Genomic DNA, 23,795 nt, shown 5'->3' on the forward strand with positions numbered 1-23,795 from the left:
CGCACGCTGGCGCGACATCAGCGCCCGAGGAACTTCTGCAGCGATTCGAGCTCTTCGGCGCTCGGACCGCCCGGCGCGCCCTGCGCACCCAGGCCGAAGCCGCTGCCGCCCGAGGTCGCCGGGGTGCCGCCGCTCGCGCGGGCCGCCTCCTCCGCGGCGCGCTTGGCGGGGTTGCCGCTGCGCGAGCCCTTCTTCTTCTTGGCCTGCGCCGCGCGCTTGCCGCCGCCGTAGCTTCCGCCGGGGATCGGTCCCATGCCGGGCACCTGCGGCACCCCGCCCTTGGCGACCGTCTTCATCATCTTGGCTGCCTGCTCGAAGCGCATGACGAGCTGGTTCACCTCGGTGACGGTGACGCCGGAGCCCTTCGCGATGCGCAGCCGGCGGGAGCCGTTCAGCAGCTTCGGCGTGCGGCGCTCCGCGGGCGTCATCGACTGGATGATCGCCTCGGTGCGCACGATCTCGCGCTCGTCGAAGTTCTCGAGCTGGTCCTTCATGCCGCGCGCGCCGGGCAGCATGCCGAGCATGCCCTTGAGCGAGCCCATGTTCTTGAGCTGCTGCATCTGCTGGAGGAAGTCCTCGAGCGTGAAGCTGTCGGTGGCGAACTTCTCCGCGGTCTGGGCCGCGGTCTCCTCGTCGAACGCGGACTGCGCCTGCTCGATGAGGGTGAGGATGTCACCGAGGTCGAGGATGCGGCTGGCCATGCGATCGGGGTGGAACGGCTCGAAGTCGTCGAGCCCCTCCCCCGTCGAGGCGAACATGATGGGGCGCTCCGTGATGCTCGCGACGCTGAGCGCCGCGCCACCGCGGGCGTCGCCGTCGAGCTTGGAGAGCACGACGCCGGTGAAGTCGACGCCGTCCTGGAAGGCGCGCGCCGTCGTGACGGCGTCCTGGCCGATCATCGCGTCGATGACGAACAGGACCTCGTCGGGGCTGACCGCCTTGCGGATGGCGGAGGCCTGCTTCATCATCTCGGCGTCGATGCCGAGACGGCCCGCGGTGTCGACGATGACGGTGTCGTACTGCTTGCGCTCGGCCTCCTTGACGCCGTTCTTGGCGACCTTGACCGGGTCGCCGACGCCGTTGCCGGGCTCGGGGGCGAAGACGGGCACGCCCGCCTGCTCACCGACCACCTGCAGCTGGGTGACCGCGTTGGGGCGCTGAAGGTCGGAGGCGACCAGCAGCGGCGTGTGCCCCTCCTTCTTGAGGTGCTTGGCGAGCTTGCCGGCGAGGGTCGTCTTGCCGGCACCCTGGAGGCCGGCAAGCATGATCACGGTCGGCGGCTTCTTGGCGAACTCGAGGCGACGCTGCTGCCCGCCGAGGATCTGCACCAGCTCCTCGTTGACGATCTGGACGACCTGCTGGGCGGGGTTGAGCGCCTTGTTGACCTCGTCGCCGAGGGCGCGCTCGCGCACGCGACCCGTGAAGGCCTTGACGACCTCGAGCGCGACGTCGGCGTCGAGCAGGGCGCGACGAATCTCGCGCACCGTTCCGTCGACGTCCGCCGGGGTGAGCTTGCCCTTGGTGCGGAGATTGCGGAAGGTCGCGGTGAGGCGATCCGAGAGAGTACCGAAAGTGGCCATGACTGACCCAGCTTAACCGCTCAGACGGTGGCGTTGGCGGCGACGGCGGTGAGCGCCACCAGCGCGACCGGCACGAGCGCGAAGCCGAGTGCGATGAATGAGAGCCCGCGGCGGCGTCCGCGCACGATGCCGATGACGGCGATCACGAGCGCGACCAGGTCGATTCCGGCGCCGAGGAAGAACAGGATCGAGAGTCCGAGCGTGCCGCCGCCGCCGAGCGCGAGATCGATGATCTCGACGAAGGTCCACAGCATCGTGGAGGTGCCGATCACCGCGAGAAGAATGGCCGCGAGCGGCGGAAGCAGCGGCGCCTGCTCGCGTTCCGTTGAGGTCTCGGTCATCGCGTCCCTCCCAGCGTGGCTCGCACGGCACGACGGCGCATCGTGTGCTCGTTGCCCGCAGTCTAGGGGGTGGCCACCGGCGGCGCGCCGGTTGTTCACCGGGACGCGGGTCTACCCTGAAGACATGCCTCTCATTCCCTTCCAAGGCACCACCCCGAGCGTCGACGCGAACGCCTGGCTGGCCGATAGCGCCACCCTGATCGGCAACGTCCGCGTCGAGCATTCCGCGAGCGTCTGGTTCGGCGCGGTGCTGCGCGGCGACATCGACGAGATCGTGCTCGGCCCCGGCAGCAACCTGCAGGACAACGTCGTCGTGCACACCGAGCTCGGCTCCCCGACCATCATCGGCGCGGGGGTGAGCGTCGGCCACGGGGCCGTCGTGCACGGCAGCCGCATCGAGGACGGCTGCCTCATCGGCATGAACGCGACCGTGCTGAACGGCGCCGTCGTCGGCGCCGACTCGCTCGTCGCGGCCGGAGCCGTCGTGCTCGAGGGCACGATCGTGCCGCCGCGCTCGCTCGTCGCGGGCGTGCCGGCGAAGGTGCGCCGCGAACTGAGCGACGAGGAGGTCGCGGGCCTGCACGGCAACTCGGAGCGCTACGTCGAGCGCGCGGCCGTCTACGCCTCGGAGAGCACGTCCGGGGAGGGATAGCGACGCCATGACCGAGCTGCGACCACGGTGGCGGACGCTCCGCACCGCGGTCAACCAGGACTCCCGCTGGCTGGGCCTCGCGCTCGGACTCGGCGCGGTGCTGGTGTTCGGCGTGATCGGGGCGATCGGCACGGGAGAGCCCGTCCTGGCCGTGCCGCCGCTGCTCGTGGTGGCGGGGCTCGGGGCGCTCGCGTGCCTGCACGTCCTCGTGCCGCGCATCCGGATCCGCACCGACACGCTCGAGTTCCGCACCTCGTGGGGGGTCACCACGACCTGGCGCCTCGTCGACCTCGTCGACGTGGTCGACGTCGAGCGCGTCGAGCCGCCCTGGTGGGACCCCGAGCATCCGCCGGTGCGGCGACGGCTCGTCAGCGCCATCGACCGCGAGGGCCGACTCGCCCTCGCCCTGCGCGGCGACCGGTGGTCGGAGGATCAGCTCGCCGCCGTGATCGCCGCGCTCCCCCACGCGGCGCTCGCGCGCTACGAGCGCGCCAAGGTGGAGGAGATCATCGCGACGCACCCCGGCGCCCTGCCGATCGCCATGGAGCACCCGATCCGCACCGTCGTCATCACGGCGCTGGCGATCACGCTCGCCCTGGCGGCCGCGATCGGCTACCTGGTGTCGGTCGCCACCGCGACCTAGCTACCCGACGAGCTGGGCGACGAACGCGGTCGGGTTGAAGCCGGTGAGGTCGCTGATGCCCTCGCCCTGGCCGACCAGCTTGATCGGGATGCCGGTCTTCTCCTGCACGGCCAGCACGAAACCGCCCTTGGCGCTGCCGTCGAGCTTGGTGAGCACGAGCCCGGTGACCCCCGCGTGCTCGATGAACGCCTCCGCCTGGGCGAGACCGTTCTGGCCGGTCGTCGCGTCCAGCACGAGCAGCACCTCGGCGATCGGCGAGAGCTTCTCGACCACGCGCCGCACCTTCGAGAGCTCATCCATCAGCCCGCTCTTGGTCTGCAGACGCCCGGCGGTGTCGATCAGCACGATCTCGATGCCGTCGCGCTGGGCGGCCTCGACCGCCTGGAAGGCGACGGAGGCCGGATCCTGACCCTGCTGCTGCGGCCGCACGATCGTGGCGCCGGCGCGCTCGGCCCAGGTGGCCAGCTGCTCCACCGCGGCGGCGCGGAAGGTGTCGGCGCGCCCACGAGCACGCTGCGGCCGTGGTTGGTCAGGAACTTGGCGAACTTGCCGATCGTCGTCGTCTTGCCGACGCCGTTGACGCCGACCACGAGCACCACCGCGGGGCGCGCGCTCAGGGTCAGCGTCGGGTCGAGCCGGGCGAAGCGCTCCTCGAGCGCCTCCCGGAGCATCCGCTGCAGGTCGGCCGGGTCGGTCGTGCGGAACTTCGCCACCTGACCGCGCAGCTCTTCGACGAGCTGATCGGCGAGGTCAGGTCCGAAGTCGGCGCCGATCAGGGCGTCCTCCAGCTGCTCCCACGTCGTCTCGTCGATCGTCGCGCGCTGGAACATGCCGCGGAGCGCGCCACCGAGAGACCAGGATGCTGCCATGCGGCAAGCCTACCGAGCGCGCCCCTGCTCGCTCACTCGCACCCGGGCCAGCCGTCACGCTGGTAGCTCAGAACCGCCTTGCTCCCCAGCAGCGTTCTCTCACCCGCGAAGAACGAGTCCCCGAGGCTCACGGTCATGCCGAGCCGCCGCGACATGCAGTCTCCCGGCGTCGTGAACAGGGCCGCCCCGAGGCTCCCGGCGAGTGCGGCGCCGGAGAGCGCATCCGGGAAGTTCTCGCCGGTGGCGAGGAAGACGTGGGTCGCGAGCCGGCCCTCGAACAGCCGGATGTTCAGCTTGCGCGACGTCTCGTAGCGGTCGGAGCCGGCCACACGGACGACCGTCCTCTCGCCGAACTCCCGCTCGAGCGCGCGTTCGATGCCGTTGGACACCGCGACGCGCTGCCGGCGATCACGATTTCCCAAGGGCGCAGATCGCGCAGCAGCGCCATCGTCGCCGCCGGCACCTTCGACGACGAGCCGTCAACGAGCACGACGGCACCGCCGTCGAGGGCGACACCGGGCCCCGCCGCGAGAGCGTCGGGGAAGTTGCGCCCGGTCGCAATGACGACGGTGGGCGCCTGGGCGAGCCCGTACACCGGGTCGTACCAGGCGAACTCGATCACCTGCCGCATCGTGTCGTAGCGGTCCTCGCCCGCGATGCGCAGCACGTTCGAGGCGCCGACGATGTCGCCGACCGCGCGGGCGACCGAGGAGGAGATCGCCGCGGTGCTGCCGAGCACGACGACCAGGTCGGGATCCAGCGCCCGCAGCTCGTTCCGCACGCTGGTCGGCAGGGACCGCTTCTGCGTGAGCAGGACGGGCGCGCCGAGGCGCGCGGCTGCCGCGCTCGCGCTCAGCGCGTCCGGGAAGTTCTCGCCCGTCGCCAGGAAGACGATCTCGGCGGTGAAGAAGTCATCCCAGACCTGCGCGGCCTTGACCGCGGTCTCGTACCGGTCGTCACCCGCGAGCCGCCCCGGAATCGAGGCGAACGAGCCTGCCGCCGCGACCGCGGCCGCGGTCTTCGGAGCCGGCAGCGAGGAGACCTGCGCCGACGCGCCGAGCGGCGTCAGCGCCGAGGCGGCGAGACCCAGGATCAGAGCGATGCCGATCCGCCGAACAGTACGCAACCCCATCGCTCCCCGCTTCTGTCGCGCTGAGCCTAGCAAAAGCGACGAAAGATCACACCGCGGGAATGTCGAGCCGCGTCAGCAGGTCTTCAAGCTGGCGACCTTCGACGAGAGCACGACCGTGCTGCCCAGCAGAACCCGGTCGTCGGCGCCGAGCGCCACCACCGTGGACTTGGTTCCGGAGGAGACGCACGACTTGGCCGTCACCAGCAGCGGCTCCGACAGGCCGCCGGCGAGCGCGGCTCCCGCGAGCGCGTCCGGGAAGTTCGCGCCGGTCGCGAAGAACGCCGCGTCCGCCTCCTCGAAGAAGTAGTCCACAAGGCGCCAGCTGGTCTCGTAGCGGTCCGAGCCCGCGACGCGCGCGACGTTCGACGAGCCGAAGGTGCTCTTCAGCTGGTTGTAGATGCCGCTGGAGAGCACGCTCGAGCTTCCGGCGACGATGACCTTCTCGGGCGCCAGGTCCTCGATGAGCGCGAGCGTCGACGAAGGGATCTTCGACGCGTCGCCGTCGACGAGGATGACCGCGCCGCCGTCGGTCGCCACCGCGGGCCCGGCCGAGAGCGCGTCCGGGAAGTTGCGGCCCGTCGCGACCACGACCGTCGCGGCCTGGTCGAGGCCCCCCAGTCCGTCGTCCCACGCGTACTCGACGATCTTGCGCATCGTGTCGTAGCGGTCCGCTCCGCCGATTCGGCTGACGTTGGACGAGCCGAACATCGACTTCAGCGTGTTGTAGACCGACGACGAGATCGCCGCCGAGCTGCCGAGCACCACCACACGATCCGGATCGAGTTCGAGCAGCTCCGCCCGCACGCTGGAGGGCAGCGAGCTCTTCGGGGTGAGCAGCACGGGAGCGCCCAGGCGTGCCGCGGCGGCCGCGGCGCTCAACGCGTCCGGGTAGTTCTCGCCGGTGGCGATGAACACCACGTCGGCGTCGAAGCTCTGATCCCACACCTCGGCGATCGCGACCGCGGTCTCGTAGCGGTCGTCACCCGCGATGCGACCCGGCAGCGAGGGCACGTCGGTGATCGTGAAGCTCCCGGTCGCGGCGACCGACTCCTCGGTGCTCCAGAGCGCCTTCACGACGTAGTCGTGGGAGCCGAGCTCGAGGCCGTCGAGCGAGAAGCTCCAGGCGGAGTTGGAGGTGGCGGGGCTCGTCAACGCCGTCGGCGTCAGCGCGCCGTCCACGTACAGCGCCATCGTCGGCGAGGTGCCCGCGAAGGCGCACGGCAGGGTTCCGGCGAGCGGGTCGGGGGCGGCGTAGTAGCCGCCGGGCTCGGAGGTCACCACGGGGACCGGACCGGTGCACAGCGTCCAGCTCGCGCCGTAGCGCTCCTCGACGCTCTCGTAGCCCCCGGCGGAGACCATCGGGAAGAAGACCGAGCTCTCGCCCGTGGCTTCGCAGTCGTCCCCGGCAGTGCTGGGGAACGAGGAGCCGGAGTTGATGCCCGCGGCAGCCGTGCCGATGACCGCCGCGCCGCCGCTGTCGCCGGGGAGCATGCAGGCATCCGAGATGATGACATTCACCAGTTCGTCGCTGACCATGACGAGCTGATCGACGTGGGTGACCTCGCCGCAGGTCCAGCCCGAGGTCGCACCGCTCTTGCAGATCGGGGCGCCCACGGTGGCCGCGGTCGCGCCGGTCATCGTCACCGGGCTCTGCGACAGCGGCGCGCTCCGGCCGTCGCTGCCCCACGACAGCACCGAGGGGCGCGCGACGGCGCCCGAGGCGCTCGCCTTCACCAGGCCGACGTCGTAGCCGTCGCCGTACTGGGAGGAGCCGGACACCCGAAGGCCGATGTCGCCGCCGAGCGAGGCGTTGCCGCCGTACTCCTTCGGCTTGGTCCAGTTGACCGCGAGCGGATCGTCGCCGCGGCTGCTGTAGCTGTCGAAGCAGTGCCCCGCCGTCACCATGACGTCGGCGCCCGCGGCGTCGTAGCCCGAGAATCCGAGCGAACAGGTCACGTAAGACCCGCTGGTGCTGGTCTCGTAGGCCCAGCCGGCGCCGCCGTACAGGTCGTCGGCCGCCTCGAACACGACGTCGCTCACGTCGGGCAGAATCTGCTCGCCGACGATCGCGGTTGCCCCCACCGACTCCACGACGGCGGCGTCCGCGTCGTCGCGCACCCACACCGTCAACTCGGTGCCATCGATCTCGGAGCCGGCGACCTCGATGCCCGCCTCCGCGAGCGCGTCGACGACCACCGTCGCGTCGACCGCCGCCTCCGCCGAGGCCAGATAGTCGGTCGCCTCGATGCCGAGGTCGCGCTCCACGGCCTCGACCAGGCCCTCGGGAAGCAGCTCCGCGGCCGCCTCGAAATCGCGCGCATCCGGAGTGCTCATGCGGGGCAGATCGTCGAGCGGATCGGGTGTGCGTGCGACCGCCGGAAGCGCCGCTGACAGCGCCCCCGACATCGCGACGGCGGCGCCCACGAGCAGCGCCGTGGCGCCTCGAACCTGCTTTTTCACGATGTACCCCCGCAAAGAATGTAAAGGAAGTGCCCCGTGTCACGCGCCCCCCGTTCGCGGCGCGAGGCCCGCACGCCGCCAGCCGCCGTACGAGCGGGGGCGCGCCGCCGCCTAGGTTGGAGGGGTGACCTATGCCTTCATCCGCCACGGCCAGACCGACTGGAACCTCCACGGACGCATCCAGGGATCCAGCGACATCCCCCTCAACGACACCGGTCGCGCGCAGGCGCACGAGGCGGCCGCGCGGCTCGCCGACGAACGGTGCGAGGTAATCGTCAGCTCACCGCTGCAGCGCGCCCGCGAGACCGCGCAGATCATCGCGACCGACCTCGGGCTCGAACTCGGCCCCGCCTACCCCGACCTGGTCGAGCGCGACTACGGCGAGGTCGAAGGCCTCGACGATGCCGAGTGCCGTCGCCGCTACCCCGAGCGCGACTACCCCGGATCGGAGAGCTTCGCCGCCGTCACCGACCGCGGCCGCCGCGCCCTCGACGCGATCGCCGCCGAGTACGGCGAGCGCGAGGTCATCATCGTCAGCCACGGCTCGATCATCCGCTACACGCTCGAATCGATCGCCGGGCGCCAACTCGAGACCATCAGCAACGGCGCGATCTCCCGCGTCGCGCTCGAGGCCAGCGAGTGGCGCGTGCTCGCCGTCAACGGCGCGACGCTGGCGGTGGAGCGCTAGCTCGAGCTCCAGAGCTCCTCAGCGGGGATCCACAGGACCCCCCACGTCGTGAACTCGGGCACCGCGAACCGGGTAGCCGATTGGCTGGCCGTCAGCGCATCCGCGTGCGTGGAGCGGGCGGTGCCCATCGCGCCGAGCGCAACCATCTCCGGCTCACTGACGTGCGCGGCGTAGATCCGCGCACCTGCGTCGAGCGGCGCGATGTCGACGACGACGCCTCGCACGGGGCGGGCGGGCTGCTTGCCTGCATCCCACCGCGTCTCTGACTGGTCGCGCAGGTCGATCAGGTGCACCACCAGTCCCCGCCGGGTGCGCACCACGCGCGTCCACACCGTGCCCGCGACCGCCTTCGTCGAGAACGTCGCGCCGTCCGCGCCCGAGAACTCGAGGTCGCCGTTGATGCCCCCGGTGAACGTCTCCGTGACGTCGCCGGCCTCCGGATCGAAGAGCAGATCGCCGTACCGCACCGCGAAGTCGTACCAGCGGACGAACCCCTCCTGGCTGCTCGGCGCGAGCGCGTGGTGGTCGGGGTAGTACGGCCCGGTCAACGCCGCGCCGTCCTCACCGAGAAGCAGATGGACGGCCCCGTGCGAGAAGGCCGTCGCCATGACCAGCTCCGCCGCCGCGTTCGCGCGGGGCTCCTCGTCCCGGCCGTAGCACGGCAGATACGCCGACAGGATCGGCGGGCGCCCCGGTTCGACCGCGCGCGTCGCCGTCGCGAGCGCAGCCAGGTCGCCGAGCTCCGAGTGCGGGTCCCACACCTCGATGTAGCTGGCGTTCTGGCCGGTGAGCGCGGTCACCGCGGTCGGGAAGTCGTTGACGTTGTTGAACATGAACGGCACGTGCGGAAGCCGATCCCGGATCGCGACCAGCAGCTCACGGAACGACTCGGCCAGATCCACGCGGGTGCCGTCGATGCGGCGCGCGAACTTCGGCCAGCCGTACTGATCGAGATGGAAGCCGCGGATCTCGGTCTTCTCGACCACCGCGGCAAGCTGCTCCAGGTAGTGCGCCTGCCAGCCCGGCTCGGCGGGGTCGACGAGGACGAGGAAGTCCTCCCCCAGCCGGTACGGCTCGTCGTCGGAGCGCACGATGACGGAGTCGCGCCACTGCTCGAGTTCATCGCTCGCGATCGCGTACACCGCCGAGTAGCCGAGCGCATCGATGCCGGCGGCGGCGAACTCCCGCGAGAGCCGGTTGACGAACTCCAGGTCGCGCTGCTGCCCGAGCGGGTCGACGTAGTGCCGCTCGGGCGGCACGAGCGTGGAATGGCGGTAGGCCCAGTCGTACAGCTGAGAGGCGGTGAGATGCAGCCGGCGGGCGAAGCGCACCGTGTCGCCGACATCGAGTTCGTCGGTGAGACGCGCGACGAAGCCGTAGCGGGGCCGCTCGAAACCGTCCGCGAGCACGTCGACCGCGGTGCGGGCGTCGCCGAGCCGGATCCCGTAGCCGCCGTGCGGCAGCGAGCCGAGGCTGACCCGCGACGTCCGGGCCGCGACCGGGACTCGACGCACGACGTCGTGGAGGTGGTGCACCTCCAGCTCGGCGGCGACCTCGAGGGGAGGCTCGATGTCGATCGCGATCTCGGCGCCGGGCGCGTACCAGCCGCGATCCGGAATGAGCACGGTCACGACCACACCGCCGCGGGGGCGCCGGACTCCAGCAGCAGGAACTTCGCATGCGACCACAGCAGCGGGTCGGCGACGACACCCCAGCGGGCAATCCACGGCTGCTCGAGCAGCGGCGCCTGCGGTTCGCCGATCAGCTGCTCGGCGAGCGTTCCCCGATCGGAGGCGTGCTCCAGAACCCAGCGTCGAGCGAACTCCGCTTCGGCCTCGTTGCCGGCGAGCCGATCGTGCCAGCCGAGCCACGCAGTCAGCAGCACCCAGGGGTTGCCGCCGTAGTAGGAGTCACCCTGGTAGCGGCGGATGCCACCGGACTCCGCGCGCAGCTCGCTGCGAATCCGTTCGGTGGTCAGCCGCATCCGCGGGTCGTCGGCGGCGACCAGTCCGAACGGCGTCGCGAGCGAGACGAGGCTCGCGTCGACGCGCGCGTCCCCGGGGCTCTTGACGAATGCGCCGTCGGCGACGCAGCGCGCATCGATGAAGCCCAGCACGCGCTCGGCGACGGCATCGAACCGCGGCTCGTCGAGCAGCCGCGCCGCCGCGCGCAGGCCGGCCGCGATCGCGGCGAGCGTCGAAGTGTGCTGACGGTCGCCCGCCTCCTCCCAGTAGTCGAAGCACGGCAGCTGCCAGGCCGCCTCGAGGTAGCGCGCCGCCGCACTGACGGCGGCACGGAGCTCCTCCGTCAGTGCCTCCGGTCGGTGCTGCAGCAGCGCGAACATCCAGGTGCCGTAGCCGTCGAGCTGGAAGTTCGGCCAGTTCTCGCCGGTCAGCGGCTCCGGGTGGCCATCGAGGGTGTAGCGCGTCGGGAGCATGTCGTCGGGGGCGGGCTTCTCCCCGGCCTCAAGCACCGCGATCAGGTGCTCGATCCGCTCGCCTTGCGCCACGATGGTGCGAGCAGCCCAACCGTGGAAGGCCCCGGCTTCCGCACGTCGGCCCACGGCGTCGAGCGCGAGCGCGCAGTACGCCCCGTCTCGCAGCCACGCGAAGTGGTATTCGGGGAAGGCGGGACTCGCCACGAGGGCGCCGCTCTCGGACTGACCGGCGAGCAGGATGGCCACGCTCGACTCGATCAGCGTCGGCGCGGGGGTGGTGGTGATGGTCATTAGCTCTTCAATGCTCCCGTTGCGATGCCAGCGACGAAGTACCGCTGGAAGATGATGTAGACGATGAGGACGGGGACGATGGCCAGCAGCGATGCCGCGAACACGAGTCCCCAGCTCGTGCTGTGCTGTCCCTGGAACAGGGCGATCGCGATCGGCAGGGTGCGCTGGTCGACGTCGTTGAGCACCGTCAGGGCCCAGGCGAACTCATCCCAGGTGCCGAGGAAGGCGAAGATCACGCAGGTCGCGAGCCCGGGCTTCGCCATCGGAATCGCGAGACTCCAATAGCGCCTCCACGGTCCGGCCCCGTCGATCGTCATCGCCTCGTCGAGCTCACGCGGAATGGTCTCGAAGAACCCCGCCAGCAGGAACGTATTGAACGCCAGCGCCGTGCCGACGTAGAACGGCACCAGCCCGGGCAGCGAGTTGAGCAGGTGCAGATCTCGCGCCAGCAGGAACTGCGGGATGATGAGCATCATCGTGGGGATCGTGAGACCCACCATGATCAGCACGAACAGCAGCCGCTTCCCCGGGAACGCCAGTCGCGTGAATCCGTAGGCCATCATCAACGCGAGCAGCACGATCAGGAATGTGCTCACGATGGCGACGCCCGCCGAGTTCAGGAAGTACCTCAGGAAGTCGTTGACCCCGAGCACGTGCGCGTAGTTCTCGAGCGTCGGCTCGTCCGGAATCAGCGCGGTCGGGTCTCCCAGCATGAGCGACCGCGTCTTGAACGACGTCGACACCATGTAGAGGAACGGGTAGACGAGCAGCACGGAGGCGATCCCGAGCAGCCCGTACCGGACCGCGTACGAGATGCGACGCGCGCGTCGCGACATGGTCAGTTCCATCAGTCCCTCATTCCGCGGCGCGTCCACCAGTACTGGAACGCCGAGATCGCGAGCACGATCGCCGTCAGGCTGAACGACACCGCGCTTCCGTAGCCGAACTCCAGGAACTTGAATGCCTGGTCGTACATGTAGGTCAGCGGAACCTGGGTGTCGTTCTCGCCGCCGGTCATCAGCAGGATCGAGGTGAACGCGTTGAATCCGCCGATCACCAGCAGGATGACCACGCTCGCGAGCGCGACGCGGATCGCCGGGAGCGAGACGTAGCGGAACCGCGAGAACGCGCCCGCGCCGTCGATCGCAGCCGCTTCATGCAGCTCGCGCGGCACGGCGGTCAGCGCGGCGAGGAAGATCAGCATCGCCCAGCCCAGGCCCTTCCAGACTCCGAGCGCCGAGATCGCCACGTAGCTCGTCCAGCGGTTCTGGAACCACGCGATGTTGTCGTCGGAGAGATGCAGGATGTCGACGACGACCAGGTTCGCAAGGCCATCGCCGGAGCTGAAGATGTACTGGAACAGCAGCGACACGACGACCCAGCTCGTCACGACGGGCAGGTAGAACAGGACGCGGAACGCGACGCGGCCCGGCAGCCGGCTGTCGAGCAGCACCGCCAGGAACAGCCCGATGGCGATCTGCAGCGGCACGGTCGCGAGCGTGTAGACAAGGGCGTTGACGAGCGAGTCGAGGAACGCCGGGTCGCCGAAGGCTCGAACGTAGTTGTCGAGCCCCACCCACGGGCTCTCGGCGCCGGGGGTGATCCGCCACTCGCGGAGGCTCAGCAGGAAGGTCTGAACGGCCGGGTACAGGATGATGACGGCGTAGATCAGGAAGCCGGGCAGCACGAAGCTGTAGCCCGCGAGCGCCGTGCGCGTCATCGTGCCGGTGGCGGCCTTGCGCCGTGCGCGCGGCCAGGCGATCCGCCAGGTCGCGGCGGGATTCGAGGTGGTCACTCGGTCTCGCTTTCCAGAGTCGGGGCAGGGTCGCGTGCCGGCGTGGGCGTGACACGCGACCCTGCGTGTGCGGCGAAGCTGAGGCTATCCGGCGTACTTCGCCAGCAGCTCGTCCGCCTGGACTGCGACCGAGTCGAGCGCCTCCTTGACCGATTTCTCGCCCGCGATCGCGGCGCGGATCTCGTCCTGGAGGATCGAGTCGATCTTCGCCCAGGCGGGCGTCACCGGCCGCGGCTTCGCGGTCTGCAGCTGCTCGGCGAACGTGCCGTAGTAGGCGTTCACCTCGGTCAGCTGGTCGCCGAGCGACGTGAGGACCGGCATCTGACCGACCTCGGCCATGGCGAGCTGCACCTCGGGCGACAGCAGGTGACGCAGGAACTCGGCTGCGGCCGCCTTGTTCGTCGAGGACTGCGTGAGCACGATGTCCTCACCGCCGACGACGGAGATGCTGCCGCCTGCGCCCGCCGGAACGAGCGCGGTCTTCAGCTCGAAGTCGGGGTACTGACCGGCGAAGATCGGGAACATCCACGGTCCGTCGAGGATCATCGCGTAGTCGCCCTGGGCGAGCCCGTCGCTCGTGGCGAGTCCGCCGGAGTCGCCGAGGATGATGCCCGGCAGGTGTCCGCCCGAGTAGAGGTCGACGAGCGCCTGAACGCCGGCGATCGACTCGGGGCTGTTGATGTATCCCGAGGCGACGGTGACGTCGGGGTCGGTCAGGTCGCCGCCCGCGCTCCAGATCCACGGCAGGACGTTCCAGCCGCTCGCGCCGTTGTCGGCGAAGGCGAACGAGCCCGCCTCCTTCAGCGCCGGGGCGGCGTCCAGAAGCTCGTCGACCGTGGCCGGCACGCCGACGCCCGCCGCATCCAGCGCCGCCTGGTTGTACATCAGGACGCGGGTGTTGGTGTCGAGCGGAAGCCCGTAGTAGGCGTCCTTCCACTTGTTCGTCGCGAGCGTTCCCGGGTAGGTCCCGTCAGCGAGCTCCTGGAAGTCGGGCATCTCTTCGCTCAGCGGAACGAGGACGCCGAGATCGGCGAGTTCGGGCACCCAGCCGATGTCGGCGCGCACGAGGTCGGGAAGCTGGTCACCGGCGACCGCCGTGATCAGCTTCTGGTGCAGGTCGTCGTACGGCACGGGAACCGACTCGACGGTCACATCCGGGAACTTCGCCTCGAAGGCGGGGATGACGACGGTGTCGAGCGTCGCCACCTCGGGCGAGTCGGCGCTGTAGGCGTGCCAGAAGGTCACGGTGCCGGAGATGTCGGTCGCGCCGGGCGCGCCGATCTCAGATCCGGCGCTCGCGTCGGCGGCCGTGCAGCCGGCCAGGGCAAGCGACGCGACCCCGAGGGTCGCGAGCAGGGGGTTGAGGCGTGTTCTCACGTAGGTGCCTTTCACTCTGAACTTCATCGTTCGCGAGCAGGGTTCTGTCGCGGTGCTGGATTATTTCTATGCCAAAAGTAATTCCGTGTCAAGCATCGGCAATTTCCCGGTGATATGCTTTTTTTAGTTCAGCCACGAAAGCAACCGGGTGGGCTCTCTCCCCGAAAGGACCGTCGTGACACAGAGTGCCCCCCGATGGACTCCCGAGACGGGAGCGGCACACGCTGTCGCGCTCGAGGTGCTGATCAACGGCCCCATCTCGCGCACCGAGATCGCGCGACGACTCGACCTCTCGGCGGGCTCGCTGACGCGCCTCAGCGCCCCGCTCATCGAGTCGGGACTGCTCGTCGAAGCGGGCGAGCGCACCGACGGTCGCGCCGGCCGCCCCTCACGGCTGCTCGACGTCGTGCCGAGCTCACGCCACTTCGTCGGGCTCAAGATCACCGGAGACATGGTGCTCGGCGCGCTCACCGATCTGCGCGCCACGCTCATCGCCACCGCCTCGCGCCGCCTGAGCTCGCGCGAACCGGACGCGGTCGTCGCCGTCGCATGCGAGGTCATCGCCGAGCTCTCCGCACAGGTGCCCGCGATCGAAGCAGTCGGCGTCGGCGTCGGCGCGCTCGTCGGCGACGGCGGGCGGATCGCCAGCGCCCCGTTCCTCGGCTGGTCGGATGTCCCCCTCGGCGAACTCCTCGAAGCGCGCTGCGGTCGCCCGGTCGTGATCGACAACGACCTCACCGCGTTCACCGAGTACGAGAACTGGTTCGGGGCGGCGCGCACCGTCGACCGATTCGCCGTCATCACCATGGGCGCGGGCATCGGCTACGGTCTCGTCGTCGGAGGCGAGATCGTCGTCGGACCTGACTCCGGCATCGGGCTCGTCGGCCACTGGCCGCTCGATCCGTTCGGCTCGGTGTGCGCCTCCGGTCATCGAGGCTGCGCGCAAGCGGTGCTGACCCAGACCGCCATCGTCTCCGCTGTTTCCGCCGCCGCCGGGCGCGATGTCGACTACACCGAAGCCCTCGACCTCGCCGCCGAGGGCGAGCCCGCGGCGCGTCGCATCGTCGACGACGCCGGACGCGGACTCGGCCGCCTCATCGCCGCCGTGTCGAACCTCACCGTCCCCGAGCTGATCGTACTCGGCGGCGAAGGCGTCCGACTCGCCGAGGTCGCGGCCGAGGCCGTGCAGGAGGGAATCCGCCTCGACCGGGATCCCCGAACGCACGCCGTCCCGCTCGTGAGCACCTCCGGCGACGACACCGAGTGGTGCCGGGGCGCGGCCGTCCTGGCGATCCAGACCTACACGCTCGGACGGCTGTAGGCGCGACTCAGCTCGCGCGCTCCTCCTCCGCCACCACGCGCTGGCCCACGACGGCGCTCACGCCGTCCTGGCGCATCGAGACGCCGTAGAGCGCATCCGCGATCTCCATCGTGCGCTTCTGGTGGGTGATGACGATGAGCTGCGAGTTCTGCCGCAGGTCCTTCATGATCGTGAGCAGACGCCCCAGGTTGGCGTCGTCGAGCGCCGCCTCCACCTCGTCCATGATGTAGAACGGGCTGGGGCGCGCCTTGAAGATGGCGATCAGCAGGGCCACCGCGGCGAGCGAGCGCTCCCCGCCGGAGAGCAGCGAGAGCCGCTCGATCTTCTTGCCGGCGGGCTTGACCGTCACCTCGATGCCGGTGGTGAGCAGGTTCTCGGGATCGGTCAGGTGCAGGCTGCCGGTGCCGCCCGGGAACAGGATCGGGAAGACCTGGTTGAATGCGGCCTTGGTGTCCTCGAAGGCGCTGCCGAAGATGTCCTGCATCTTCGCGTCGAGTTCGTCGATGATCGTCAGCAGATCCTTGCGGGTCGCGGCGAGGTCGGTGAGCTGCTCGGTGAGGAACTTGTGGCGCTGCTCGAGTGCGGCGAACTCCTCCAGCGCGAGAGGGTTGACCCGCCCCAGCTGCGCGTACTTGCGCTCGGCGCGCGCGAGCCGCGTCTCCTGGCGCTTCCGGTCGAAGGGCTCCGTCGGTCGCGCCTCCGCGGCCGTCTCCCCCGCCTCGTCCGAGTCCGCCGCGTCCGCCGCATCCGCCGCCGCATCCGCCGCCGCACTTTCACCAAATGCAGGATCGGATGCCTCCGGCGACGCGCTCTCGCCCGAGATTCCGGCATCCGGCGCCGAGATCTCCTGCATTTCGTCGCGCGCGGGGGCGGGCGGGGTGGCCTCGTCCAGCGGGACGGGCACGTCGGGGCCGTACTCGGCGACGAGGACGTCCTCGTCGAGCCCGAGCTCCTCGGCGGCGCGCTCCAGCAGCGTCGAGAGGTGCAGCTTCTTCTCGTAGGACTGCATCTCGAGCCCGTGCACGTTCTCGTTGAGGGCGGCGAGCCGTTCGCGCAGGCTCGCCTCGGTGCGGCGCAGCTCCGAGAGCTCCTCGTTGTGCTTGGTGCGCTCGGCCTCCGCCGCCGACAGCTGCACGCGCGCCTCGGACAGCGAGCGGTCGGCGGTGTCGAGCACCGCGGGAAGCGCCTCGATGACGCGGGTCGCGGCCGCCACCTGGTGCTCGCGGATCACGGCGCGACGCGCGGCTTCCTCGGCCGCCGCCCGCTCCGCCTCCAGCTGACGCTGCAGGGTGTCGGCCTGGGCGAGCTGGGCGCGCACGCGCTCGCGCGCCGTCTCGAGGCCGATGCGCGCCTGCACCTCCGCCTGACGCGCCGACTCCAGCTCGGCGAACAGCTCGTCGCGCGCGGAGACGTCGAGAATGGGCCGCGGGGTCGCCGCGTGGCCGTCGCGCTCATTCACGGCGCGGTCGAACGCGGCCTCGGCGGTCGCGACCGACTGCTCGAGCTCGCGGACGGCGGCGGCGAGACGCTCGCCCTCGCCCGATGCCGCTTCCAGCTGAACGCGCGAGCGCCCCAGCGCCTCGCTGCGCTCGGCGAGCCGGGCATCGAACTCCTTGAGGGCGGTCTGCGCCTGCGCCAGATCGATCTGCGCCACGTCGAGCGCTTCGCGCTTCTCGGCGAGCGCGAAACGGCCGCGCTCGATCGAGGTGGTGACCTCGACGAGACGCTCCTGCGCCGCATCGCGCTCGGCGACCAGCTCGAGCATGCTGCGCGCACCCCCGGCACCGCCGCGCAGCACGTACTCGGTGAGCACGTCGCCGTCGCGCGTGATCATGGTGAGCGCGTCGAACTCGCGCAGCTTCGGCCAGGCGGCCCGCGCCGCGGCGAGATCATCGACGACGACCACGCGGGCGAGCAGCCCGCGCACCCCCGCGGGACCGGTCACCAGATCGGTGGCGGCGGTGACTCCGGCCGGCAGAGCGGCGAGCAGCTCGGGCTCGCGCGCCTCGGCCACCACGATCTCGACCCGACCGACGTCGGCGTCGCGTGCGACCACGAGCGCGTCGCTGGCGGCATCGCGCGTCGAGGCGAGCACCGCGTCGGCGAGCGTGCCGAGCGCCGCCGCAATCGCGGCCTCGAAGCCCGGCGTCACCTTGATCTGCTCGGCCACGCGACCCAGGATGCCCTTGGCCGTCGCGATCAACGCGGAGCCGTCGCGCTGGTCGACCGCCATGCTGAGGGCGCTCGTGCGGGCGGCGAGCGCGTCGCGCTCGCGCTCGGCGGTGTGCAGCTCTTCGCGCAGCGTCTCGACCTCGGCCTGACGCTCGCGCACGGCCTCCTCGGCGGCGACCACCGCGGTTTGCAGCCCCGCGTTGTCGTCATCCGCCTCGGAGTCGCCCTCGACCTCGAGCAGCTCGGCGCGCGCCGCCTCGCGGCGCTGCTCCGCCTCGGCGAGCGCGGTGCGCTGGCGCTCCAGCTCGGTGCGGGTGGCGGTGAGGCGCGACTCGGCGGCCGCGACGACACCCTGCAGTCGCCCCTTCTCGAGGTCGTGCTGCGAGACGAGCGCGCTCTGCGCGCTGATCTCCTCGTCGAGGGCATCGAGGCTCGCCCGCGCGGTGGCCGTCGCGGCGCTGACCCGGCCGAGCTCCGCCTCCGTCTCGGCGACGCCGGCCTGCAGCCGGACCGCCTCCTCGCGGGCCTCCTCGACCATGCGCGGCGAGATCGTCGTCGACATGCCCGGCAGCTCGGCCTGCTGGCTCAGCAGCGTCAGGCGCTGGTTGGCGAGGGTGAACAGCGAGCGCAGGTGATCCTGCACCTGCTCCAGCGCGAACGCCACGCGCCGCGCCTCATCCACGCCCTCCGAGTTCTGCGACTGCTCCAGCCGGGCCTGCCGCAGCTTCGACTGGTCAAGCTGCTCCTGCAGCACCAGCCGTTCGGTCTTGCGCTCGCTCTCGCTGCGCCCCACATCGGCGATCGCCGCCCGCAGCTGCACGACCTCGTCGGCGAGCAGGCGCGACTTCGCGTCGCGCACGATCGCCGCGATCGACTGCGCCTCGCGCGCGATCTCCGCCTGATGCCCCAGCGGCTTGAGCTGGCGCCGCAGCTCCCCCGCGAGGTCGTTCAGTCGCGTCAGGTTGGTCTGCATCGCCTCGAGCTTGCGCACGGTCTTCTCTTTGCGACGCCGGTGCTTGAGGATGCCCGCCGCCTCCTCGATGAAGCCGCGGCGCTCTTCGGGGGTGGCCCGCAGCACCTGGTCGAGCTGGCCCTGCCCGACGATGACGTGCATCTCGCGGCCGAGGCCGGAGTCGGAGAGCAGCTCCTGCACATCCAGCAGGCGGCACTGCTCGCCGTTGATCGCGTACTCGCTGCCGCCGTTGCGGAACAGCGTGCGGGTGATCGTGACCTCGGTGTACTCGATCGGCAGCGCCCCGTCGCTGTTGTCGATCGTGAGGCTGACCTCGGCGCGGCCGAGCGGCCCGCGGGTCGAGGTGCCGGCGAAGATGACGTCGTCCATCTTGCCGCCGCGCAGCGTCTTGGCGCCCTGCTCGCCCATGACCCAGGCCAGCGCATCCACGACGTTCGACTTGCCGGAGCCGTTGGGGCCGACGACACAGGTGACGCCGGGTTCGAAGGCGAAGGTCGTGGGCTGGGCGAACGACTTGAAGCCCTTGAGGGTCAGGCTCTTCAGATACACCTGCTCCCCTTTCCGGCTCCGCTCGGCGTGCTGGGACTACGGTACCCGAGGGTTGCGCTCAATCCGGGGAGCAGTAGGCTGATCGGCTGCCCTGTCGGCGGCGGAAAGGGCTGCCATGGTCACCGTCGAGGAGTTGGAGATTCCCCGGGAGCTGGATGACTCGGGCGCGGCGCGGGACTTCCTCGCCTGCGCCGAGGTGCGCAACACGGTCGACACCCTCAGCTTCGGCAGCGCCGACTTCGCCTATCCGGCCGAGGAGGAGCTTCCCGGCTGGCTCGATCAGGTCTACACACGCCGCCGATCGTTCGCGGTGCGCGTCAACGGCCGGATCGTGGCGCACGCCTTCCATCAGAGCCAGCCGGAGGGCGACGGCGTCGACACGGCGTGGCAGAACGTGCGCGTGCTGCCGGAGTTCCGCAGTCGGGGCATCGGCACCGCGCTGGCCGCGCACCTGGAGGGCCTGGCGCGCTCGGAGGGCAAGCGCCGCATCCTCGGCTGGGCGGCATCGCCGCCGGCGCCCGGGCCGCGCCTGGAGTCGCCCACCGGCCATGGCTCCGTCCCGGCCGGGAACGCGGAGGTGCGGTTCCTGCTCTCCCGCGGCTTCCGCCTGGAGCAGGTCGAGCGCGGCAGTCGGCTGGCGCTTCCGGTCGACGACGACCTCCTCACCGCGCGACGCCGTGACGCCGAAGAGCACGCGGGCGCCGAGTACCGCGTTCACCACTGGGTGGATCGCACCCCGGAGCGCTGGCGGGCCGACCGGGCGATGCTCATGACGCGGATGAGCACCGATGCCCCGAGCGCCGGCATGGAGGAGCCCGCCGACGTCTGGACCGTGCAGCGACTGCTCGACGCCGAGGAGCGCTGGGCGAAGGATCCGCGGCGCCAGCTGATGGCCGTCGTCGAGCACGTGCCGACGGCCACGCTCGTGGGCTACTCGCTGCTGATCGTTCCGCCCTCGCTCGCCCGCCCGGTCGACCAGGACGACACCCTGGTGCTGCGCGAGCACCGGGGGCACCGGCTGGGCATGCTGCTCAAAGTGGCCAACATCCGCGAGCTGCAGCACCGTTTCCCGGGCCACCCGTCGATCATCACCTTCAACGCGGAGGAGAACCGCTTCATGCTCGACGTCAACGAGGCGGTCGGCTTCACGCCGATCGCGTTCGAGGGCGCATGGCGGAAGGACCTGACATGACCGAGGGCGCGAACTACCTCGAGGTGAATCGAGCGAACTGGGATGCGCGCGCGCCGCTGCACGCCGCCTCGCCCGACTACCGTCTCGACGCCTTCCGCGCCGACCCGGCCCACCTCTCCGACGTGGTGCGCTTCGACCTGCCGCGGCTCGGCGACATCGCCGGGCTCCGGACCGTCCACCTGCAGTGCCACATCGGCACCGACACGCTGTCGCTGCACCGGCTCGGCGCGCACGTCACCGGCCTCGACTTCTCCCCCGCCTCGCTCGCCGAGGCCCGGCGCCTCGCCGCCGACGCGGGCGCCGAGATCGACTTCGTCGAGGCGGACGTGCACCGCGCGGCGGAGGTGCTCGAGCCGGGCACGTTCGACCTCGTCTACACGGGAATCGGCGCGATCGGCTGGCTGCCGAGGATCCGCCCCTGGGCGGCCGTCGTCGCGGCGCTGCTGAAGCCCGGCGGCCGGTTCTTCATGCGGGAGGGGCATCCGCTGATGTGGACGCTCGACGAGAGCGACGAACAGCGGCTGAGCACCCGCTTCGTCTACTTCGAGCACGACGAGCCCCTCGTCTTCGACAGCGCCGAGACCTACGTGGAGACGACCGGCACCATCACGGCCACCCGCACGATGGAGTGGAACCACGGCCTCGCCGAGACGGTGCAGGCGCTCCTCGACGAGGGACTGCAGCTGGAGGCGATCGCCGAGCACGACAGCGTGCCGTGGCTCGCGCTGCCGGGGCACATGACGGGGCCGGGCCCCGACGGCGAGTTCCGGATGCGCGACGACCGCCCGCGACTGCCCCTCACCTGGACGGTGCAGGCCCGGAAGCTCTGATCAGCGGCGGACCGCGCGGAGGCGCTGGCAGCTCGGGCAGAAGTGCGATCCGCGGTTCATGAACACCTCGCGGACGATCGGCCGCCCGCAGCGCGGGCACGGTTCGCCGTGCCGCCCGTAGGCGTTCAGCGAGTGCGAGAAGTAGCCACTCGCGCCGTTCACGTTGACGTACTGGGCGTCGAAGCTCGTACCGCCCTCGGCGAGGGCCTTGGCGAGCACCACGCGCACCTCGTCGAGCAGGCGCCGTGCGCGCGGCCGCGACAGCGTCTCGGTCGGCTGCTCGTAGTGGATGCGCGCCGCCCACAGCGCCTCGTCGGCATAGATGTTGCCGATGCCGCTCACGAGCGTCTGGTCGAGCAGGGCGCGCTTGATCGTGGTGCGCTTGCGGGCGAGCGCGGCGAAGAAGGCGCGCTCGGAGAAGTCCGGGTCGAGCGGGTCGCGGGCGATGTGCACCACCTGGCTCGGGATGCGCTGCTCGGGTCGGTCGCGCGTCGGCACCCGATCATCGAGCGCCATCGATCCGAAGATGCGCTGATCGACGAAGTCGACGCGCAGCGGGCCGTGCTCGGGATGCTCGAGGTCGAGCACGATGCGGGTGAGCCGGTCCCGGGGAGCCTCGGGTGAGCGCAGCAGGACCTGGCCGCTCATGCCGAGATGCACCACCACGGCCTCGTCGGCGCGCTCCGCGGCGAGCGGGATCCAGAGGAACTTGCCGCGACGCTCGGGGGCGTTCAGGCGCGCGCCGGTGACGCGGTCGACGAAGTCCTCGCTCGGACCCTCATGGCGGCGCAGGGAGCGCTCGTCGAGCACCGTGACGGCGCGGACGAGCGACGCGGTGACCGCCGGGACGAGCCCCAGGCGAACCACCTCGACCTCGGGCAGTTCCGGCATGTCGGCTCAGCGCTTGCGCGGCTGCAGGCGCGTCCAGGCTTCGAGCGCGGCGGCCATCTCGGCCTGCTTCTTGCTCGACCCCTCGCCCGTGGCGACGCTGTCGCCGGCGACGACGACGGTGGCGTGGAAGCGCTTCGAGTGGTCGGGGCCGCTGTCGGCGACGACGTAGCTCGGCAGTCCCTTGCCGAGGCGGGTCGACAGCTCCTGCAGGCTCGTCTTCGGGTCCATCGCGGCGCCGAAGCGATCCGGATCATCCAGCAGCGGGGCGATCAGGCGCAGCACGAGCGTGTTGGCCGCATCCTGACCCGCCGAGAGGTAGGCCGCGCCGATGATCGCCTCGACGGCGTCAGCGAGAATCGACCCCTTCTCGCGGCCGCCGGTGAGCTCTTCGCCGCGGCCCAGGCGCACGTGCGCGCCGAGTCCGATGTTCTGCGCGACCTCGGCCAGCGCCACCGCGCTGACGAGCGAGGCGCGACGCTTCGCGAGCTCGCCCTCGTCGAGGTGCGGGAAGTCGCGGTAGAGCATCACCGTGACCGACTGCCCGAGGATCGAATCCCCCAGGAACTCGAGTCGCTCGTTGTGGGCGATCCCGCCGTTCTCGTAGGCGAACGAGCGGTGCGTGAGCGCGAGCTCGATCAGCCCGGGCTCGATCTCGAGGCCGAGCTCGTCGACCAGTCGGGCGCGCAGCGCATCCGCGGATTCGCTCACGACGACCGACGCGTCGGGATCCGAAGGCGCGCTCGCACCGACAGAGCTACTCATGCCCACGACTCATTCGCGTCGCCCGAAGGCGTGCGAACGACTCAGACGTCAGCGACCTTGCGGCCCTTGTACTCGAGGAACAGCGGGGTGCCCGCGGAGTCCTCGACGACCTTGGCGCGGTGCGGCAGGCTGTAGACGGTCTTGCCGTTCTCGACGGTCTTGACCAGCGTGGGGACCTCGGCCTTCCACTGCGAACGACGGCTGCGCGTGTTGGAACGCGATTGCTTGCGCTTGGGAACCGGCATGGGTTTCTTCTTTCTTCGCGGCGCGCGGTCGCACCGCACACGTCTGGGTGGCTCTCGCGAGCCTCACTCTTCGGTCTGGAAGCCTTCGAGGGCGGCCCACCTGGGGTCGACTTCCTCGCGCGCTGGTCCTTCGGACGAGGAGGTCCGCTTTTCGCCCGTTTCCGGGTCAAGTCCTGGACAGTCCTCACGACAGACCGGCTGGAAGGGCAGTGCCAAGACCACCGCATCCCGCACGACCGGTTCAAGATTCACGTGATCTTCTTGAACCTGGAAGTCGAAAGCTTCGTCCTCAGAGTACGCGAAAAGCTCCTGGAATTCGACTTCGAGGTCCAGGCTCACCGGGTCGAGGCAGCGAACGCACTCCCCCGAGACGGTCGTGCGGATGTCCGCGCTGACGAGGATGCCGTCGTGCAGGCCCTCCAGGCGCAGGTCGAGCTCGACCGAGTCGCCTTCGCGCACGTACGCGGCGCCGGCGCCGAGCTGCTCGGGCGCGGTGAGATCCAGGTCCAGCTCGCGCATCGCGCCGGGGCGGTGCATGAGCTCATGGACGGGGATCAGGAACGGGGATGCAGGGGTGGCCACGGTCGCCGATTCT

21 protein-coding genes and 1 pseudogene are annotated in these 23,795 nt (G+C 70.6%); 6 read left to right on the forward strand and 16 right to left on the reverse strand.

The window, feature by feature from the left end:
- Positions 1-17 precede the first annotated feature (17 nt).
- Together ffh and AC0L6Y_RS08185 are read right to left on the reverse strand one after the other, a co-directional pair.
- The gene (gene ffh / locus AC0L6Y_RS08180) at positions 18-1,580 is read right to left on the reverse strand and encodes a signal recognition particle protein (RefSeq protein ID WP_473550671.1); all 1,563 of its coding nucleotides are present in this window, start codon (positions 1,578-1,580) and stop codon (positions 18-20) included.
- A 20-nt stretch (positions 1,581-1,600) separates the two neighbouring features.
- On the reverse strand, positions 1,601-1,921 hold the full coding sequence (locus AC0L6Y_RS08185) for a hypothetical protein (RefSeq protein ID WP_473550674.1): 321 nt from the start codon (positions 1,919-1,921) through the stop codon (positions 1,601-1,603).
- A 124-nt stretch (positions 1,922-2,045) separates the two neighbouring features.
- Between AC0L6Y_RS08185 and AC0L6Y_RS08190 the strand changes: the two genes are divergently transcribed.
- Both AC0L6Y_RS08190 and AC0L6Y_RS08195 read left to right on the forward strand, forming a co-directional pair.
- A complete protein-coding gene (locus AC0L6Y_RS08190) occupies positions 2,046-2,573 on the forward strand; it encodes a gamma carbonic anhydrase family protein (RefSeq protein WP_473550677.1) in 528 nt (175 codons plus the stop codon).
- 7 nt (positions 2,574-2,580) lie between these two features.
- A complete protein-coding gene (locus AC0L6Y_RS08195) occupies positions 2,581-3,216 on the forward strand; it encodes a hypothetical protein (RefSeq protein ID WP_473550681.1) in 636 nt (211 codons plus the stop codon).
- Here AC0L6Y_RS08195 and ftsY read toward each other — a convergent pair.
- From ftsY to AC0L6Y_RS08215, 4 genes and pseudogenes are all read right to left on the reverse strand, one after another.
- Positions 3,217-4,085: pseudogene (ftsY, locus tag AC0L6Y_RS08200) on the reverse strand (signal recognition particle-docking protein FtsY).
- 32 nt (positions 4,086-4,117) lie between these two features.
- Positions 4,118-4,414, reverse strand: a complete 297-nt coding sequence (locus AC0L6Y_RS08205) for a cell wall-binding repeat-containing protein (RefSeq protein WP_473550684.1) — start codon at positions 4,412-4,414, stop codon at positions 4,118-4,120.
- Entirely contained in the window at positions 4,375-5,217 is an 843-nt protein-coding gene (locus AC0L6Y_RS08210; RefSeq protein ID WP_473550687.1) for a cell wall-binding repeat-containing protein, read from the reverse strand. Before AC0L6Y_RS08210 ends, AC0L6Y_RS08205 begins: the two co-directional genes overlap by 40 nt.
- 72 nt (positions 5,218-5,289) lie before the next feature.
- Positions 5,290-7,677, reverse strand: a complete 2,388-nt coding sequence (locus tag AC0L6Y_RS08215) for a cell wall-binding repeat-containing protein (protein WP_473550692.1) — start codon at positions 7,675-7,677, stop codon at positions 5,290-5,292.
- 124 nt (positions 7,678-7,801) lie between these two features.
- On the opposite strand from AC0L6Y_RS08215, the gene AC0L6Y_RS08220 reads away from it, so the two are divergent.
- Complete coding sequence (locus tag AC0L6Y_RS08220; RefSeq protein ID WP_473550695.1) at positions 7,802-8,365, forward strand: histidine phosphatase family protein; 564 nt, start codon at positions 7,802-7,804, stop codon at positions 8,363-8,365.
- Here the strand turns inward: AC0L6Y_RS08220 and AC0L6Y_RS08225 are convergent.
- From AC0L6Y_RS08225 to AC0L6Y_RS08245, 5 genes are all read right to left on the reverse strand, one after another.
- Positions 8,362-9,996 (reverse strand): glycoside hydrolase family 66 protein, encoded by a 1,635-nt coding sequence (locus AC0L6Y_RS08225; protein WP_473550698.1) that lies wholly within the window; start codon positions 9,994-9,996, stop codon positions 8,362-8,364. The genes AC0L6Y_RS08220 and AC0L6Y_RS08225 overlap by 4 nt on opposite strands.
- A complete protein-coding gene (locus AC0L6Y_RS08230) occupies positions 9,993-11,093 on the reverse strand; it encodes a glycoside hydrolase family 15 protein (protein WP_473550701.1) in 1,101 nt (366 codons plus the stop codon). The genes AC0L6Y_RS08225 and AC0L6Y_RS08230 overlap by 4 nt, the downstream gene beginning before the upstream one ends.
- A complete protein-coding gene (locus AC0L6Y_RS08235; RefSeq protein WP_473550704.1) occupies positions 11,093-11,941 on the reverse strand; it encodes a carbohydrate ABC transporter permease in 849 nt (282 codons plus the stop codon). Before AC0L6Y_RS08235 ends, AC0L6Y_RS08230 begins: the two co-directional genes overlap by 1 nt.
- A complete protein-coding gene (locus AC0L6Y_RS08240) occupies positions 11,941-12,888 on the reverse strand; it encodes a carbohydrate ABC transporter permease (protein ID WP_473550707.1) in 948 nt (315 codons plus the stop codon). Before AC0L6Y_RS08240 ends, AC0L6Y_RS08235 begins: the two co-directional genes overlap by 1 nt.
- 84 nt (positions 12,889-12,972) lie before the next feature.
- Positions 12,973-14,265, reverse strand: coding sequence for an extracellular solute-binding protein (locus AC0L6Y_RS08245; protein WP_473550711.1), 1,293 nt, complete (start codon positions 14,263-14,265; stop codon positions 12,973-12,975).
- 175 nt (positions 14,266-14,440) lie between these two features.
- Between AC0L6Y_RS08245 and AC0L6Y_RS08250 the strand changes: the two genes are divergently transcribed.
- The gene (locus AC0L6Y_RS08250) at positions 14,441-15,586 is read left to right on the forward strand and encodes an ROK family transcriptional regulator (protein ID WP_473550714.1); all 1,146 of its coding nucleotides are present in this window, start codon (positions 14,441-14,443) and stop codon (positions 15,584-15,586) included.
- 7 nt (positions 15,587-15,593) lie between these two features.
- Here the strand turns inward: AC0L6Y_RS08250 and AC0L6Y_RS08255 are convergent, their stop codons facing one another.
- The gene (locus AC0L6Y_RS08255) at positions 15,594-19,280 is read right to left on the reverse strand and encodes an AAA family ATPase (RefSeq protein WP_473550717.1); all 3,687 of its coding nucleotides are present in this window, start codon (positions 19,278-19,280) and stop codon (positions 15,594-15,596) included.
- A 115-nt stretch (positions 19,281-19,395) separates the two neighbouring features.
- Between AC0L6Y_RS08255 and AC0L6Y_RS08260 the strand changes: the two genes are divergently transcribed.
- A complete protein-coding gene (locus AC0L6Y_RS08260; protein WP_473550720.1) occupies positions 19,396-20,472 on the forward strand; it encodes a GNAT family N-acetyltransferase in 1,077 nt (358 codons plus the stop codon).
- On the forward strand, positions 20,469-21,302 hold the full coding sequence (locus AC0L6Y_RS08265) for a class I SAM-dependent methyltransferase (protein WP_473550723.1): 834 nt from the start codon (positions 20,469-20,471) through the stop codon (positions 21,300-21,302). The genes AC0L6Y_RS08260 and AC0L6Y_RS08265 overlap by 4 nt, the downstream gene beginning before the upstream one ends.
- On the opposite strand, the gene mutM is transcribed toward AC0L6Y_RS08265, so the two are convergent.
- The 4 genes from mutM to AC0L6Y_RS08285 all read right to left on the reverse strand — a co-directional run bounded on the left by mutM (position 21,303) and on the right by AC0L6Y_RS08285 (position 23,782).
- Positions 21,303-22,193 (reverse strand): bifunctional DNA-formamidopyrimidine glycosylase/DNA-(apurinic or apyrimidinic site) lyase, encoded by an 891-nt coding sequence (gene mutM, locus AC0L6Y_RS08270; protein ID WP_473550727.1) that lies wholly within the window; start codon positions 22,191-22,193, stop codon positions 21,303-21,305. It lies immediately after the preceding gene.
- A gap of 6 nt (positions 22,194-22,199) precedes the next feature.
- Complete coding sequence (gene rnc, locus AC0L6Y_RS08275) at positions 22,200-22,955, reverse strand: ribonuclease III (RefSeq protein WP_473550729.1); 756 nt, start codon at positions 22,953-22,955, stop codon at positions 22,200-22,202.
- A 41-nt stretch (positions 22,956-22,996) separates the two neighbouring features.
- Entirely contained in the window at positions 22,997-23,200 is a 204-nt protein-coding gene (rpmF, locus tag AC0L6Y_RS08280) for a 50S ribosomal protein L32 (protein WP_294179235.1), read from the reverse strand.
- A gap of 63 nt (positions 23,201-23,263) precedes the next feature.
- Complete coding sequence (locus AC0L6Y_RS08285) at positions 23,264-23,782, reverse strand: YceD family protein (RefSeq protein ID WP_473550732.1); 519 nt, start codon at positions 23,780-23,782, stop codon at positions 23,264-23,266.
- Positions 23,783-23,795 lie beyond the last annotated feature (13 nt).

This window comes from Pseudolysinimonas sp. 10J20-29, assembly GCF_055809595.1.

Coding starts and splice junctions, on each gene's coding strand:
- AC0L6Y_RS08210 (WP_473550687.1), bottom strand. CDS start 5,217: ATGGGGTTGCGTACTGTTCGGCGGATCGGCATCGCTCTGATCCTGGGT.
- AC0L6Y_RS08235 (WP_473550704.1), bottom strand. CDS start 11,941: ATGGAACTGACCATGTCGCGACGCGCGCGTCGCATCTCGTACGCGGTC.
- AC0L6Y_RS08230 (WP_473550701.1), bottom strand. CDS start 11,093: ATGACCATCACCACCACCCCCGCGCCGACGCTGATCGAGTCGAGCGTG.
- AC0L6Y_RS08190 (WP_473550677.1), top strand. CDS start 2,046: ATGCCTCTCATTCCCTTCCAAGGCACCACCCCGAGCGTCGACGCGAAC.
- AC0L6Y_RS08185 (WP_473550674.1), bottom strand. CDS start 1,921: ATGACCGAGACCTCAACGGAACGCGAGCAGGCGCCGCTGCTTCCGCCG.
- AC0L6Y_RS08265 (WP_473550723.1), top strand. CDS start 20,469: ATGACCGAGGGCGCGAACTACCTCGAGGTGAATCGAGCGAACTGGGAT.
- rpmF (WP_294179235.1), bottom strand. CDS start 23,200: ATGCCGGTTCCCAAGCGCAAGCAATCGCGTTCCAACACGCGCAGCCGT.
- mutM (WP_473550727.1), bottom strand. CDS start 22,193: ATGCCGGAACTGCCCGAGGTCGAGGTGGTTCGCCTGGGGCTCGTCCCG.
- ffh (WP_473550671.1), bottom strand. CDS start 1,580: ATGGCCACTTTCGGTACTCTCTCGGATCGCCTCACCGCGACCTTCCGC.
- AC0L6Y_RS08260 (WP_473550720.1), top strand. CDS start 19,396: ATGGTCACCGTCGAGGAGTTGGAGATTCCCCGGGAGCTGGATGACTCG.
- AC0L6Y_RS08195 (WP_473550681.1), top strand. CDS start 2,581: ATGACCGAGCTGCGACCACGGTGGCGGACGCTCCGCACCGCGGTCAAC.
- rnc (WP_473550729.1), bottom strand. CDS start 22,955: ATGAGTAGCTCTGTCGGTGCGAGCGCGCCTTCGGATCCCGACGCGTCG.